This is a genomic window from Granulicella mallensis, assembly GCF_014203225.1.
Lineage (GTDB): Bacteria > Acidobacteriota > Terriglobia > Terriglobales > Acidobacteriaceae > Granulicella > Granulicella mallensis_A.
On the sequence record NZ_JACHIO010000021.1, the window covers coordinates 12631 to 25926 of the forward strand.

Annotated in this window: 14 protein-coding genes; 9 read left to right on the forward strand and 5 right to left on the reverse strand. The window is 60.0% G+C overall.

Annotated features, from left to right (window positions below):
* Nucleotides 1-153 precede the first annotated feature (153 nt).
* The 3 genes from HDF15_RS20505 (at nucleotide 154) to HDF15_RS20515 (ending at nucleotide 2198) form a co-directional block, all read left to right on the forward strand.
* A complete protein-coding gene (locus HDF15_RS20505; protein WP_184258960.1) occupies nucleotides 154-1467 on the forward strand; it encodes a TROVE domain-containing protein in 1314 nt (437 codons plus the stop codon).
* Between the two features lie 123 nt (nucleotides 1468-1590).
* Nucleotides 1591-1794, forward strand: coding sequence for a type II toxin-antitoxin system VapB family antitoxin (locus HDF15_RS20510; RefSeq protein WP_184258962.1), 204 nt, complete (start codon nucleotides 1591-1593; stop codon nucleotides 1792-1794).
* A gap of 2 nt (nucleotides 1795-1796) precedes the next feature.
* Nucleotides 1797-2198 carry a PIN domain nuclease gene (locus HDF15_RS20515; protein ID WP_184258964.1) on the forward strand — a complete coding sequence of 134 codons (402 nt, stop codon included), beginning with the start codon at nucleotides 1797-1799 and terminating at the stop codon, nucleotides 2196-2198.
* A 13-nt stretch (nucleotides 2199-2211) separates the two neighbouring features.
* On the opposite strand, the gene HDF15_RS20520 is transcribed toward HDF15_RS20515, so the two are convergent.
* Nucleotides 2212-2382, reverse strand: a complete 171-nt coding sequence (locus tag HDF15_RS20520; RefSeq protein ID WP_184258966.1) for a hypothetical protein — start codon at nucleotides 2380-2382, stop codon at nucleotides 2212-2214.
* Nucleotides 2383-2492: 110 nt separating this feature from the next.
* On the opposite strand from HDF15_RS20520, the gene HDF15_RS20525 reads away from it, so the two are divergent.
* On the forward strand, nucleotides 2493-3467 hold the full coding sequence (locus HDF15_RS20525; protein ID WP_184258968.1) for a helix-turn-helix domain-containing protein: 975 nt from the start codon (nucleotides 2493-2495) through the stop codon (nucleotides 3465-3467).
* A gap of 72 nt (nucleotides 3468-3539) precedes the next feature.
* On the opposite strand, the gene HDF15_RS20530 is transcribed toward HDF15_RS20525, so the two are convergent.
* From HDF15_RS20530 to HDF15_RS20545, 4 genes are all read right to left on the reverse strand, one after another.
* Nucleotides 3540-4031 (reverse strand): hypothetical protein, encoded by a 492-nt coding sequence (locus tag HDF15_RS20530; RefSeq protein ID WP_184258970.1) that lies wholly within the window; start codon nucleotides 4029-4031, stop codon nucleotides 3540-3542.
* On the reverse strand, nucleotides 4028-4990 hold the full coding sequence (locus tag HDF15_RS20535) for a heme-binding domain-containing protein (protein WP_184258972.1): 963 nt from the start codon (nucleotides 4988-4990) through the stop codon (nucleotides 4028-4030). Before HDF15_RS20535 ends, HDF15_RS20530 begins: the two co-directional genes overlap by 4 nt.
* Nucleotides 4991-5067: 77 nt before the next feature.
* Entirely contained in the window at nucleotides 5068-5652 is a 585-nt protein-coding gene (locus HDF15_RS20540) for a DinB family protein (RefSeq protein ID WP_184258974.1), read from the reverse strand.
* Between the two features lie 373 nt (nucleotides 5653-6025).
* Entirely contained in the window at nucleotides 6026-7051 is a 1026-nt protein-coding gene (locus HDF15_RS20545; protein ID WP_184258976.1) for an LLM class flavin-dependent oxidoreductase, read from the reverse strand.
* A 78-nt stretch (nucleotides 7052-7129) separates the two neighbouring features.
* Here HDF15_RS20545 and HDF15_RS20550 point away from each other — a divergent pair, with 78 nt between their 5' ends.
* From HDF15_RS20550 to ilvA, 5 genes are all read left to right on the forward strand, one after another.
* Nucleotides 7130-7597, forward strand: coding sequence for a MarR family winged helix-turn-helix transcriptional regulator (locus HDF15_RS20550; protein WP_260331206.1), 468 nt, complete (start codon nucleotides 7130-7132; stop codon nucleotides 7595-7597).
* A 166-nt stretch (nucleotides 7598-7763) separates the two neighbouring features.
* Nucleotides 7764-8864, forward strand: coding sequence for a redox-regulated ATPase YchF (ychF, locus tag HDF15_RS20555; protein WP_184258980.1), 1101 nt, complete (start codon nucleotides 7764-7766; stop codon nucleotides 8862-8864).
* Nucleotides 8865-9075: 211 nt separating this feature from the next.
* Entirely contained in the window at nucleotides 9076-10194 is a 1119-nt protein-coding gene (locus HDF15_RS20560; protein ID WP_184258982.1) for a D-alanine--D-alanine ligase family protein, read from the forward strand.
* 146 nt (nucleotides 10195-10340) lie between these two features.
* On the forward strand, nucleotides 10341-11786 hold the full coding sequence (locus tag HDF15_RS20565) for a hypothetical protein (protein ID WP_184258984.1): 1446 nt from the start codon (nucleotides 10341-10343) through the stop codon (nucleotides 11784-11786).
* Nucleotides 11787-11856: 70 nt separating this feature from the next.
* On the forward strand, nucleotides 11857-13086 hold the full coding sequence (gene ilvA / locus HDF15_RS20570; RefSeq protein ID WP_184258986.1) for a threonine ammonia-lyase: 1230 nt from the start codon (nucleotides 11857-11859) through the stop codon (nucleotides 13084-13086).
* The last annotated feature ends 210 nt before the right edge of the window (nucleotides 13087-13296 follow it).

The window sequence follows — 13296 nt, forward strand, 5'->3', positions numbered from 1 at the left end:
GTAGGTAACAGCTCCTTCGGACTAAGGTGTTGCAGGTTCGAATCCTGCCACAAGCGCAAGCTCGTGTAGCTCAATTGGCAGAGCACTTGGCTATGCTGTTGCCGCTTTGTTCTCCGGCGATTTTTGTAAGTGCACTTTATAAGGAGGTGCGTAATGAAACTGAACATCCTGAAGTTAGCCCATCTCGCTCGGCCCCGCACCCATGAGGGTGCGCCGGCTGTGGCCATCACCCCGGAGCTTGCGCTGCGGCGCAGCGTGCTCGCCTGCATGCTGTGGGAGAACGAGTTCTACGAGGATGGCGTCGCCATTGCGGGACGCATCCGCGAACTCGTGCCGAAGGTCGCGGCCGAAAAGGTCGCTGCGCTCGCGGTCGAAGCCCGCACGGCGATGAAGCTGCGCCATGCGCCGCTGCTGCTCGTCCGCGAGATGGCGCGCCACGCCACGCACCGCGCGTTTGTAGCGGAGACGCTGGCTCGCGTGATCCAGCGTGCTGACGAGCTCGCTGAGTTCGTCGCAATCTACTGGGCCGATGGCCGCGCGCCGCTCTCGGGACAGGTAAAGAAGGGTCTCGCCGCGGCGTTTCCGAAGTTCGACGAGTACGCGCTCGCGAAGTACGATCGCGCGGGCGTCGTTCGGCTTCGCGACGTTCTGTTCCTGTGTCACGCGAAGCCGCGTGATGCAGAGCAGGCTGCGGTCTGGAAGCGGCTGGTAGACGGTGAGCTTGCGACGCCCGATACCTGGGAGGTCGCACTCTCGACCGGTGCGGTCGACAAGCGTGCGCACTGGGAGCGTCTGCTTGCAGAGAACAAGCTTGGCGCGCTCGCCCTGCTGCGCAACCTTCGCAACATGAAGGCCGCGGGAGTCGACGAGAAGCTGGTGGTCTCAGCTCTCGGCACGATGAAGACCGACCGTGTCCTGCCCTTCCGCTTTCTTGCTGCGGCGCGTTATGCCCCGCAGTGGGAGGAGGAGCTGGAGGCTGCGATGTTCCGCGCAGTCGCCGAGCGCGAAAAGCTTGCCGGTCACACCGTGCTGCTCGTCGACGTCTCAGGCAGCATGGTCGTGCCGCTCTCTCGCCGTTCGGAGATGCTGCGCACCGATGCGGCCTACGGTCTCGCGGTGCTGCTGCGCGAGATCGCGGAGAAGGTGAGTGTCTATACCTTCTCGGTCGGTGCAGTGCGGGTTCCTCCGCGGCGTGGCTTTGCGCTGCGCGATGCGATGGAGGCGAGCCAGCCGCACGGAGGGACGAATCTCGGTGCGGCGCTGGAGGCGGTGAAGGAGAAGTACGACCGCATCCTCGTCATCACGGACGAGCAGTCGCACGATCGCGTACCTGCGCCTAAGGGACGTGGCTATGTGATCAACGTAGCCAGCGCGCGCAACGGCGTAGGCTACGGAGCGTGGTCGCACATCGACGGCTGGAGCGAGGCCGTCATCGAGTACGTCCGTGAGCTGGAGCGGGCGAACTAACGAACTGAGTTCATAAAGCCCTGGTGCCTGTATTAGGGGAGTTGCATCACGCTAAGACAGGCACCGGACTTTATGGTGGCACGGATACACCAAAATGTGCCATTCTTACACATCGGAGTCTTTATGCGAACCAACATCGAAATCGACGACCAACTGATGGCCGAAGCTTTGCGTTCGAGTGGTGAACCCACCAAGCGGGCTGCCGTCGAAGCGGCCTTGCGGCTGCTTATCCAGACCAAGGCGCAGGCCGGCATCCGCAAGCTTCGCGGCAAGATTCAATGGGAAGGCGATCTCGCAGAACTCCGCCGGAGCCGCGTTCGAGACTGATCATGGTTATCGTCGACACGACGGTCTGGATTGATTACCTCGCGGGCAGAACCAACGCACAGACCGCCTGGTTGGACGCCCAGGTAGACCATCAGCGTCTTGGCCTTACAGACCTCATCCTTTGCGAGATTCTGCAGGGAATTCGAGCCGAAGCCGATCTCAAAAAGGTTCGTCGCGAACTCTCGCGCTTCGAAGTCTTTTCTACGGGTGGGGAGGCCCTTGCGGTAGCCTCGGCGCAGAACTATCGGACACTGCGGCGTCGCGGGATCACCGTTCGCACGACGATTGACTGCCTCATCGCCACCTTCTGCCTGCGCGAAGGGCACTCGCTATTGCATCATGACCACGACTTCAATCCCTTCGAGAAGCATCTTGGATTGCGCGTGGTTCACCCGGTGACCTAAGGCCACACTACGACTAGTGCAGGCCTCGCGTAACGAGAAAAACGAATAAGGCTATAACGCCTCCAACCGTCCCGATTAGCCCTGTCGCGATAAAGATCGTCGCGCCGCGTTTTTTCTCGGGAGTGGGTGGGGTAATGCCTACCGTCATGATGAAGCCATCGACAACGCCCTGGATGAGACCCATCTTCGTGTACCTCATCTAAAGAGATAACGGATACTCTGTTAGGCCATTACTCTGATCTTGCTGCGGCTTGACGATTCTTGCGGGAACTATGATGGAGCAGGAGACAGCCAATGCCTCGGCCCGGGAAAATGGCGGACAGCAGGACGCGCCAGCAGGCAGGCCCGCTTGCGTCTTCTTCTTCCGCAGGACACGATCTCCCCTCCGCGAAACGGGTATCCGTGCTGGTCGGAACGAGGTCCGTACCGCTCCTTCCTGGGCGTCCGCTCATCGATAACTCGCGTTCACCCTGGACCGGCCTGGTGATGGAGAAGCATCGCCTCGGGGCCGTTGCCATCCCCGTGCATGAGCACGACACCTTCTGCCTGCACCTGCAGACCAGCGGTCCGGTGGAGATGGACTGGCACTCCTCCGGACGCAGTGGCCGGGTGCGTTCGGGAGCCGGGAACCTCATCTTTCTCAGCCCCGGAACGCGCGACAGCATGCTCTGGCATGGCCCCTCGCATCGCATCGTCACCTCTATCCAGCCGACGCTGCTGCGGCAGGCGGCAGAGCAGATGGAGCTCAAAGGCCTGTACGACTTCGACAACCAGTGGTCGTTTCAGGACGAGCAACTGCAGCTTCTATTAACCGAAATGGATCGCGAGATGGCTGCGGGCTGGCCGATGGGCTCTCTCTATGGCGACCTGCTGGGGATGTCCCTGTCGATTGCGCTGATCCGCAAGTACGGCCACACCTCGTCGGCGCTGGTTCCGCTGAAGGGCGGCCTCTCCCAACCGCGCCTCAAGCATGTGCTCGCCTACATCGAAGAGAGCCTCGACCGCGATATTCGCTTGCAGGAGTTGGCGGAGCTGGCAGGTCTGAGTTCCTTCCACTTTGCCCGCTCCTTCCGGCAGAGCGTGGGTGCGACGCCGCATCAATACATCGTGCAGCGCAGGGTACAGCGCGCGAAGGAACTCCTGCTACGGCCGGAGTGGAGCATCGAGCAGGTGGCATCAGCCACGGGATTTGCGGGTGCGAGTCAGTTCTCGAGGGCCTTTCGGCAGAGCGCGGGCGTTACGCCGACGGAGTGGCGACGGAAAGTTTGATCGCGCTTTTGTTTGTCTTTCGTCGTCATCCTGAGCGGTACGCGAAGGATGACGACGAAAGACAAACAAAACCTACGGCATCACCGCAGCACGCTGCGCCAACAGATACGCCGTCCGCTCGTTCGGTGCAACGCCCGCTTCCTCATCCACCTGCTTCAACGGCGAACCCTCATACCGCTGATAGGTAAAGTGCTGGTCCGGCGCGATCGTCACATACTCCACCGATTTCGCCGCCGCCGGAATATTCCCGCCAAACCAGCGCGGATCTTCCTGCTGCGTCCAGGTCACCACCGACAGCGCTGACCCGGCCGGATAGCCCGACTGCGCTCCCGTCCGGGCATATTGCACGGCCGTATCGTTGCCGTAGAGCGTCGACATCGTGCCTGCGTTCTTGTCGATCCACGAGGTAATGACGCGGTTCTGCAGGGGATTCGAGGGCAACTCACTGCCCAGCATCGCGCCGGTGTTGAGAGTTGTCACCACACGGGGATTCGTCTTGGTACAGCCAACGACGCCGCACAGCAGAATGACACCGGGAGCTAACAGCATCAGTCGAACTCTCACTGTTGACCTCCCAGCGGCATCGTGTAGACGTAGTCGTTCTGGCGCACCGGCTCATGGCAGCCGATGCACTCGTTGGTGAAGTCTGCGTTCTTGCCATAGGGTTTCAGGTCCATGCCGCGCCACCGTCCCCAACCCCAGCCTTTGGTTGAGGCGTACTTCCTGCTGTCGCGAATCATGAGCTCCACCTGGATGAAGGCGCCGGTCTGTACAGCTCCCTTGCCATCCGGCTGCTGGGCCCACGCGACCTTGGCGAAGGCCGTACCGTCCGGCCAGGGATTGATGTGGTGCTCGGCGATAGCCTTGATCGCGACATCGTTGCCCAGGATCTCGCGCATCGTGTGGTTGTCGGGGCGATCGGTGCTGCTGATGGCCTTCCAGTTCTTATAGTCCGGCAGGAACTCGACTCCGTTGAACTCCGCCTGCACCTTCAACGGCGCGCCGCTGGCTGTGATCCAGCCCTTGTACTGCGCATCGGCCGCGCTGGTATCGGCTGCCGGAGTCGCGCCTGCGGGCGTGGGCGGCATCAGGTAGTCGCGCAGCACCTTCAGGTTCTCCGCCGAAACCGCAGCCCCCGGATGTACCCGCAGATACGACGGCAGCGGCATCGCGCCCATCTGGATCATGTTCACGGCCTCGAACAGCGCACCCCTCTGCTGGGCCGCGGGCAGCTTGCCGATCTCGGAGAAGTTCAGGTGCGCCCGCGCCTCTTTCACGTCTTTGTTCACAAGCCAGTACGCGGGCACTACCTGGTCGAACCACGGCAGCTTCGTCTCATTCGAGTGGCAGTTATAGCAGGACTGCCGCAGCACAGCGCGAACCTCCGGCGGAGCCTGAAGCTCCGCCGTGACTGGAGGATTAGTCAGCGTGGGGCGAACAAATTGCAGGCCGACAAAGACCAGGCCCGCAACCAGTGCGATCCAGAGAACAGCTCGAACTCGAGCCCCATACGCCGATGCCATGCCGAACCTCTCATCTGGTGAATCGTAGTCAGATCAAATAGACGGCTCGATCGCAGAAATAAGATGCTTAGCTGCCGCTACTTCTCGCTGCTCGGAGGGGTAAGTCCCTTCAAGCGCATATACAGCGCGAGGGTCGCATACTGCTCATTGTCGTGCGACGCATTGCCCCAGAGCAGTCCTACGCGCGAACGGCTCGCCTTGCCCAGCGTAAACATCTCGGCCAGGTTGGTATCGGTCGCCGACGCATAGGCCTTGTCGCACTCCGCAAACGAAGCCTTCAGCGCTTCGAGGATTGTGGCCTTGTCTGCCGTCTCCGCCGGGACCTTGAACAGATCGGCAGGGGCGGTATGGTTGACCGCGCCGCAGCTCCGCAACTGGGCTTCGGTGACGTGGTTCACGACCCGGGCAAAGGTACGAATGTCGGGCTCGGGCTTGAAGGTATAGGCGTCATCCGGCATCTCGGTGGCTGATTTAAGGATGTTGGCTTTTACACCGGCGTAGTAATGTTGCACTTCAGCCGCTGGCCCCGTCGGCACATTGGCCTGGCCGCTGCCTACAGGTGCTGTTGGGGGTGTGCCTGCATGGGCCTGCGCCATCGCCGCCCCGGTTGTAACCAATCCAGCCAAAATTGCCGTCACACAAATCACTCGAACACGCTGCATCGTCTTCACCTCGCAACCAGCCTACAACATGGGTGTGGTTTTTAATGCGGGTTCCTATGTCGGAGTAGGTCGTCCCATTGCGCGAAGCGCCTTCCGTGACGCTTCAGCGTCACGGAGACGGAGGGAGCCGTAGCCTTCAGGCTACGGAATTCAGGTTTAGGCAAAATGTGGCCTTTAGGCCCGGGCCTTCTTTCGGCTGCGAACAAAAGGCCCGGGGCTAAAGCCCGATTCTCGCCTGGCTCTTATTCCGTAGCCTAAAGGCTACGGCTCCCTCCGTCTCCCCGATGCTGAAGCGTCACGGAAGGCGCTTCGCGCAATTGCAGGCACTATCCAGCGCTGTATATCGCTGGAAACGCCGCAATCAATTACTGTCTTACCGATTCACCAATGGCCGCACCTGCGTCCCCAGCATCTCGATCGTGCGCAGCATCTTGGCATGCGGCAGCGGACCGCCACTTAGCATCAGCGTGATGCGTGAGACGCCGCCCAGTACCTCATCGACATACCGCATCTTCTTCGCCACCGTCTCCGGGTCGCCGATAAAGTATGCCCCTTGCTCACTGCGCTGCGCATCGTAGGCCGCGCGCGTCGTTGGAGGCCAGCCACGCTCGCGCCCGATCCGGGTAAAGGCCATTGAGAGATACGGCCACAGGTCGTCCGCTGCCTGCTCCGTGGAATCGGCCACGAAGCCGATTCCATGGATGGCAACATCCAGCGTCTCCGGCGCATGTCCTGCCCGCAGACCGGCCTGGCGATACAGGTCGATCATCGGGCGAAACCGGTGCGGCTCGCCGCCGATGATCGCCACCGTCAACGGCAGGCCCAGCATGCCTGCCCGGGCAAACGACGCCGGCGTTCCGCCCACGCCGAGCCGTATCGGCAACACGTCCTGTGCGGGCCTCGGCCAAACGCCCTGGCCCGTCAGCGAGGGGCGATGCTTGCCCTCCCACTGCACGCGAGTCTCCTCGCGCAGCTTCAGCAGCAGGTCGAGCTTTTCCGCGAACAGTTCGTCATAGTGCTGCAGATCATACCCAAACAGCGGGTAGGACTCGATGAATGAGCCGCGCCCCACAACGATCTCCGCTCGACCAGCTGAGATCAAATCCACCGTCGCGAAGTCCTGGAAGACGCGCACGGGATCGTCGGAGCTGAGCACCGTCACCGCGCTGGTCAGGCGAATGTTCTTCGTCCGCGCCGCCGCAGCGGCGAGCAGAATGGCGGGCGAGGAGGCGATGTACTCCTCACGATGATGTTCGCCGACGCCGTAGACATCCAGCCCGACGCGGTCCGCCAGCTCGACCTCTTCCAGCAGCTCGCGAACGCGCTGCACTCCCAGCTCGCTCTCCGGGCGGCCTGTGCCGGTCACTGTCTCCACAAAACTATCGATACCGATCTGCATCGTTCCTCTTTCCGCGTCTATTTCTTTGGCGCACTTGCCTTGTTATCAAGTATATTGATGTCAATATATATGAAAACGATGCAAAAGCCAGAAAAGGACAGGAAGTCTGACGGAGTGCATCTGTGGCTCGTCCTGATGAAGGCCTTCCAGTCGATCTCCGCGTATGCCATGCACACGCTGCGCGACAGCGGCCTAGGTGACTCTGACTTTCGGGTACTGGAGGCCTTGCTGCACAAGGGGCCTCTGCCGGTGAATGTCCTGGGGCCCAAGGTCTTTCTGACTCCGGGGTCCATCAGCGTTGCGGTCGACCGGCTGCATAGCCGGGGGCTGGTAACGAGGATCGAAAGCGAGTCCGATCGCCGGGTGCGCATCGTCGATCTGACGCCCAAGGGCCGCACCCTGATCGAGCAGGTATTTGCGGCGCACGCCAGGGAGATCGACGCCCTGATGCAGGTCCTGGACCCGGAGGACCGCAGGAAGATGACGAAAGCCCTGAAAAAATTAGGCAAACACGCGGCGGAACGCCTGCGGCCTCCCACACCGTAAGCATCCCTGAAAAGCCTTGACGCAAAGTGCGCAAAGGAAGAGCGCTAAGTTTCGCCACGGGTACCGTGGGCGTCCTTTGCGTTTTTCCTCCGCGCACTTTGCGTCAAGGCTTTTGCTTGTTCCCGCCCCGCCCATGTTCCAATAGAAGAGAAGGAAACTGAACAGAATGCCCCTGAACTGCGGAATCGTAGGTCTGCCGAACGTCGGCAAGTCCACCATCTTCAACGCGCTGACGGCCTCCAAGGCCGCGGCCGCGAACTACCCTTTTTGCACCATCGACCCCAACGTCGGCATCGTGCCCGTGCCTGACACGCGCATGGATCGTATCGTGACGATGGTCAAGCCTAATTCCATCGTCCCCACCACGATGGAGTTCGTGGACATCGCCGGCATCGTAGAAGGAGCCAGCAAGGGTGAAGGGCTGGGCAATCAGTTCCTCAGCCACATTCGCCAGACCGACGCCATTCTGCATGTGGTCCGCTGCTTTGCCGATCCGGAAGTGATCCACGTCGCGGGCGGTGTCAATCCGCAACACGATATGGACATCATCAATACAGAGCTTCTGTTGGCGGATCTCGATACGGTCGAGAAGCGGCTGGCAAAGGCGGAAAAGGCGGCGAAGTCTCAGTCCGCCACCGCTGCGCAGAAGTCGGAGCTCTCCACCATCCAGAAGCTCCTTGTCGTTCTGAACGCCGGCAAACCCGCACGTACCGCAGAGTTGGAAGACGACGAGAAGCTGGTGGCTCGCGATCTCTTCCTGATCACCATGAAGCCGCAGCTCTACGTTGCCAATGTTGATGAAGACGGCATCGCTTCCGGTAACGAGTACACGAAGATCGTCGAGCAACGCGCTGCCGAAGAGAACTCCGAAGTCGTCCGCATCTGCGGTGCGATGGAAGCTGAGATCGCACAGCTTGAGCCAGCCGAGCGGGCTGAGTTCCTGGAAGCCGCAGGCCTGGAAGAGCCGGGCCTCAACCGCCTGATTCACGCTGCCTATCGCCTGCTGGGACTCATCACCTACTTCACCTCCGGCGTACAGGAGGTCCGTGCGTGGACGATCAAGCGCGGCACCAAGGCTCCCGGTGCTGCTGGCGTGATTCACTCGGACTTCGAGCGCGGCTTCATCAAAGCCGACTGCTACGCGTCGAGCGATCTGTTTGCGTTGGGCAGCGAGCAGGCCGTCAAGGAAAAAGGTCTGCTGCGGTCGGAAGGCAAGGAATATATCGTGAAGGACGGCGACATCCTGTTCTTCAAGTTCAACGTGTAGCCACCCGGGGCACCCTGAAAAGCCTTGACGCAAAGTGCGCAAAGGAAGAGCGACAAGTTTCGCCACGGCTATCGTGGCGTCCTTTGCGTCTTTCCTCTGCGCACTTTGCGTCAAGGCCTTTGCCGTTACTTCTCCAGGCGAGTACACACCAAGGTTCACCCACTCGTATTGCTATCCCCACAGCCCCACTCTGTCCGACACTTGAACTGACATGGCAAAGAAAAAACTACGCGTAGGCATTCTGTTTGGGGGCAAAAGCGGCGAGCATGAGATCTCGCTGCGTTCCGCTCGCTCCATCCTCAAAGCAATCGACCGCAAAAAGTACGATGTCGTCGAGCTCGGCATTACCAAAGAGGGCCGCTGGCTGCAGAGCTCCGCCGCCCAGGCGCTGCTCGGCGGAGAATCGCAGCCGAGCGAAGACCTCAGCCGTGAAACCGGTCTTACTATCGCCGCTGCCGCCGCCGAACCCGCTGCGGGCACGGGCCTCGACGTGGTCTTCCCGGTGCTGCACGGCACCTTCGGCGAAGATGGCACTATCCAAGGCCTCTTCGAACTCGCTGACATCGCCTATGTAGGTTCGGGCGTGCTCGGCTCGTCCGCGGGTATGGATAAGGACGCAATGAAGCGCATGTTCTTCGCCGCGGGCCTGCCCATGACGCCGCACGTCACCCTGCTGCGCAGCGAGTGGCGCGCCGATGCGAAGAAGTCCACGCGCCTCATCGAAAAGACGCTGCAATATCCCGTCTTCGTGAAGCCCGCGAACCTGGGCAGCTCGGTCGGCATCAGCAAGGTGAAGTCGCGCGCCGACCTCGCCACGGCGATGGATCTCGCTGCGAGCTTCGACCGCAAGATCGTCATCGAGCAGGGAGTCGGCGGCCCGGGAGTCAAGCCGCGCGAGCTCGAAGTTGCGGTGCTGGGCAACGATGTACCTGAGGCCTCGGTGGTGGGAGAAATCGTGCCCGCGAAGGAGTTCTACGACTACGAGGCCAAGTACGAGCTCAACGGCGCGGACGAGAGCGTCAGCATCATCCCCGCAAAGCTTACGAAGGCCGAAGAGAAGAAGATTCGTGCGATGGCTATCGCCGCCTTCCGCGCCTGCGACTGTGCGGGCCTGGCACGCGTCGATTTCCTGATGGCTCCAGCCTCCAAGGGCAAGCCTGCGGAGATTGTGCTGAACGAGATCAATACACTGCCGGGGTTCACTTCGATCAGCATGTATCCCAAGCTATGGGCAGAGAGCGGTGTTATCTATAAGAAGCTCATCGACCGCCTGATAGAGCTTGCGCTGGAACGCCATCGCGAGAAGCAGCAGACGCACTTCAGCCGGTAGCAATTTAGACTCCTCAACTCAAACGGCGGACGTCCTGCACAAGGGTGTCCGCCGACTGCTATACTCTCGGGCAAATAGCGGTTTCTTTGCTTGTCGCGAAGATCCTCGGGCCCAGGTAGCACGGAGCGTACTTCCGGAGGTGCGGGATGAGAAAACGTCTTAAATGGTCTTCGATGGCACTTGCTTTAAGCCTCGTTTCCTCAAGACAGTCTTTCGCGCAAAACGTAGACCACGTGATAGGCGCTCCTTTTACGGCGACAGTATCATCCACGTTCACGAAAGATGGAAAGATCACTCAATCGACCATCCAGTTAGCGAGAGCCAGCAATGGGAGCACCTATCGCGCCACGTATCTGGCCAACGGAGAAGTTTCATCGATTGAAATAGAAGATATCCCGAACAATCGGAGTATCAATATCACGCTACTGGCCAAGTCTCCATTCGATCACGTGTACAGGTTATCCAAACCTATACGTGGCAAGTTCATGACAGATTCAGTTGAGGCAATCAATCAACAACTGAAGCGGACCGAAAGATTCTGGGTTGAGCAGCCAGATCGTCCGAAGCCGAATGGGCAAGTACACTACGTCTCCTTAGGTGAAAAGAACAGCGAGGGAATGACACTCTTTGGTTTTCATTCTGAGCGTACTTACACTGACGGAAGAAAATGCATATCGGAATTCTGGCGATCCGATTTAGGATTTATGCTCAGCTCAAAGACAGTATGTCCGGGCGAAGATAAGCAGGATTCCTTTATCCTAACCAATCTTCGGCGCGAAGAACCCGACACGAACCTCTTTGAAATCCCTACGAATTCTTCCCCGATGACTGATCAACAGCTCGATGCGAATACAGTCTCTATTATTGAAAATCAGACCGGCGTTCGGAAAAGTTCCGCTCTGTTGCCTGGTATTGAAGAAGGGGTTCCATTCCCGTATCAATCGTCAACGTTAGGATGGTTTGAAGTGGTTCAAAATCGAAGTTCCAGCAACCTCGTTGCCTTCAATGCCCCCTATCAGTGCCCCAGAGGTGGCCCTCTTTTTCACTACGATGGACTTCTCTTCGGAAATAGTATTACCCCGCCAGGAGACGGAATTGTCATTGGCGCGGGCGATCTTTCCAAATGCACAGGCGGAGTAGATGCTGCGATCTTCTCTGATGGCCACGCCGAAGGAGATTTACAAGAACTGACTTCTCTTTATGCATGGCGGCGCGGCGCCTATCAGGGGCTGGTTGAATCTATCCGTCACTTGAATGCAATTGCCAGTAAGCAGGAGTCCGTGGAGTTCGCAGCAAAAGCCCTGCCCGGCGAGTTTCATTCAACTGACATGAAAACGATTCAAACGGAGAGCATCGGCTATAACTTCGTCTCCGGTATCGTTGTTAAACGATTGAGCAATTTCAATACAGATCACACTGTTCCGTATCTCACGGTGCCATCGGAGGATGTAGAGCGGATTCCCCGCATCGAAGAGGTGATGAAGGCCGAGGGCCTCTCTCGCGATGAGGCGTCTGTCGTAATCTTGAGTAGGAGTCTTGAGCGGTGGCGCTCTGTTCTGGAAGGCCACCTGCAACTACCTGCCGTGAAGTGATTTGAAGATGTCACGCCTGTGGCCAGCCTCGTGGTGGGAGCAAGTGCGCACAGGGGTACCATAGATAGCAATGCCTTCCACGACCCCAGCTCTCACGCTCGCCGATACCCTCGCCGCCCGCGAACGCATCGGCAGTTCGATCTACCTCACGCCCTGCACCCGTTCCGAGATGCTCTCGCGCATTACCGGGCAGGAAGTCTTCCTGAAGCTCGAGAACCTGCAGATGACGGGCAGCTTCAAGGAGCGCGGCGCGCTGAACAAGATCGCCACGTTGACCCCGGATCAGGGCGCGCGCGGAGTCGTCGCCGCCAGCGCCGGCAACCACGCGCAGGGCGTGGCGTATCACGCGACGCGGCGCGGCATTCGTGCCGTCATCGTCATGCCGATCACCACACCGCTCGTCAAAGTCACCGCCACGCGCGGCTTCGGTGCGGAGGTCGTGCTGCACGGCGCGAACTACGACGAGGCCTGCACAGAGGCTACCCGGCTGTGCGAAGCCCAGGGCATGACCTTCATCCACCCCTTCGACGACCCCCTCGTCATGGCGGGGCAGGGAACCATCGGGCTCGAACTGTTGGAACAGATCGACAATCTTGAAGCGGTAATTGTGCCTATCGGAGGTGGCGGCCTCATCGGCGGTGTCGCCTGCGCGGTCAAAGAACTGAAGCCGGGCGTGCGCGTTATCGGCGTGCAGACCTCGCGTCTGCCTTCGATGCAGACAGCCGTCCGCGACCACCATCCCACCACGCTCGATCCCGCGACTACCATCGCTGATGGTATCGCCGTGCGCCGCGCCGGCGAAGTTACCTTCCCCGTCGTCGACAAATATGTGGATGAGATCGTCACCGTCGACGAGGACGAGATCGCCAGCTCGATCCTGACCCTGCTCGAACGCGAGAAGACGCTCGCGGAAGGTGCCGGAGCCACCGCGCTGGCCGCTCTGTTGCAGCAGCGCACCTCGCTGCCGAAGGGCATGCGCACGGCGGTCCTCGTCAGCGGCGGCAATATCGACGTTACCCTGCTGAGCCGCATCATCGAGCGAGGCCTGGTGCAGGACGGCCGTATGATCCGCCTGCGCATCCACCTGCTCGACCGCCCCGGCGCCCTCACCGATCTCACGGTGATCATCGCCCGGCACCGCGCCAACATCGTCGATACGCTGTACAACCGCGCCTACTACGGGGTGAACCTGGGCGATACGACCATCGACATTACGATGGAGACCCGCGGCCGCGAGCAGGTCGAAGAGCTGCTCGCCGCTCTCACCGCCGAAGGCTATCGCCACAGCCGCGTCCTGTAAGTGCGGTTGTGGCAGAAAAGCCGTGCCGGAGGGTTTGGCTTACTTGAGGCTTTTGCGATCTCTTCAGATCAAATTTCCCGCTAATAATCGCTCGCCTGTTGGCCAGAGGCATGAGGAGACCTGCGCCGTTACGACAAACACGTGAACGCCACATCGCACTGGAAATTTGAGCGATTAGAAAAAGTCAGGAATAAAGCGCTAACGAGAGGT

Excerpts from the sequence above, each read along its gene's own strand:
- HDF15_RS20520 (WP_184258966.1), bottom strand. The coding sequence starts at position 2,382 with ATGGGTCTCATCCAGGGCGTTGTCGATGGCTTCATCATGACGGTAGGC.
- HDF15_RS20565 (WP_184258984.1), top strand. The coding sequence starts at position 10,341 with ATGAGAAAACGTCTTAAATGGTCTTCGATGGCACTTGCTTTAAGCCTC.
- HDF15_RS20550 (WP_260331206.1), top strand. The coding sequence starts at position 7,130 with ATGCAAAAGCCAGAAAAGGACAGGAAGTCTGACGGAGTGCATCTGTGG.
- HDF15_RS20535 (WP_184258972.1), bottom strand. The coding sequence starts at position 4,990 with ATGGCATCGGCGTATGGGGCTCGAGTTCGAGCTGTTCTCTGGATCGCA.
- HDF15_RS20510 (WP_184258962.1), top strand. The coding sequence starts at position 1,591 with ATGCGAACCAACATCGAAATCGACGACCAACTGATGGCCGAAGCTTTG.
- HDF15_RS20545 (WP_184258976.1), bottom strand. The coding sequence starts at position 7,051 with ATGCAGATCGGTATCGATAGTTTTGTGGAGACAGTGACCGGCACAGGC.
- HDF15_RS20525 (WP_184258968.1), top strand. The coding sequence starts at position 2,493 with ATGCCTCGGCCCGGGAAAATGGCGGACAGCAGGACGCGCCAGCAGGCA.
- HDF15_RS20505 (WP_184258960.1), top strand. The coding sequence starts at position 154 with ATGAAACTGAACATCCTGAAGTTAGCCCATCTCGCTCGGCCCCGCACC.
- HDF15_RS20540 (WP_184258974.1), bottom strand. The coding sequence starts at position 5,652 with ATGCAGCGTGTTCGAGTGATTTGTGTGACGGCAATTTTGGCTGGATTG.
- ychF (WP_184258980.1), top strand. The coding sequence starts at position 7,764 with ATGCCCCTGAACTGCGGAATCGTAGGTCTGCCGAACGTCGGCAAGTCC.
- ilvA (WP_184258986.1), top strand. The coding sequence starts at position 11,857 with ATGCCTTCCACGACCCCAGCTCTCACGCTCGCCGATACCCTCGCCGCC.
- HDF15_RS20560 (WP_184258982.1), top strand. The coding sequence starts at position 9,076 with ATGGCAAAGAAAAAACTACGCGTAGGCATTCTGTTTGGGGGCAAAAGC.
- HDF15_RS20515 (WP_184258964.1), top strand. The coding sequence starts at position 1,797 with ATGGTTATCGTCGACACGACGGTCTGGATTGATTACCTCGCGGGCAGA.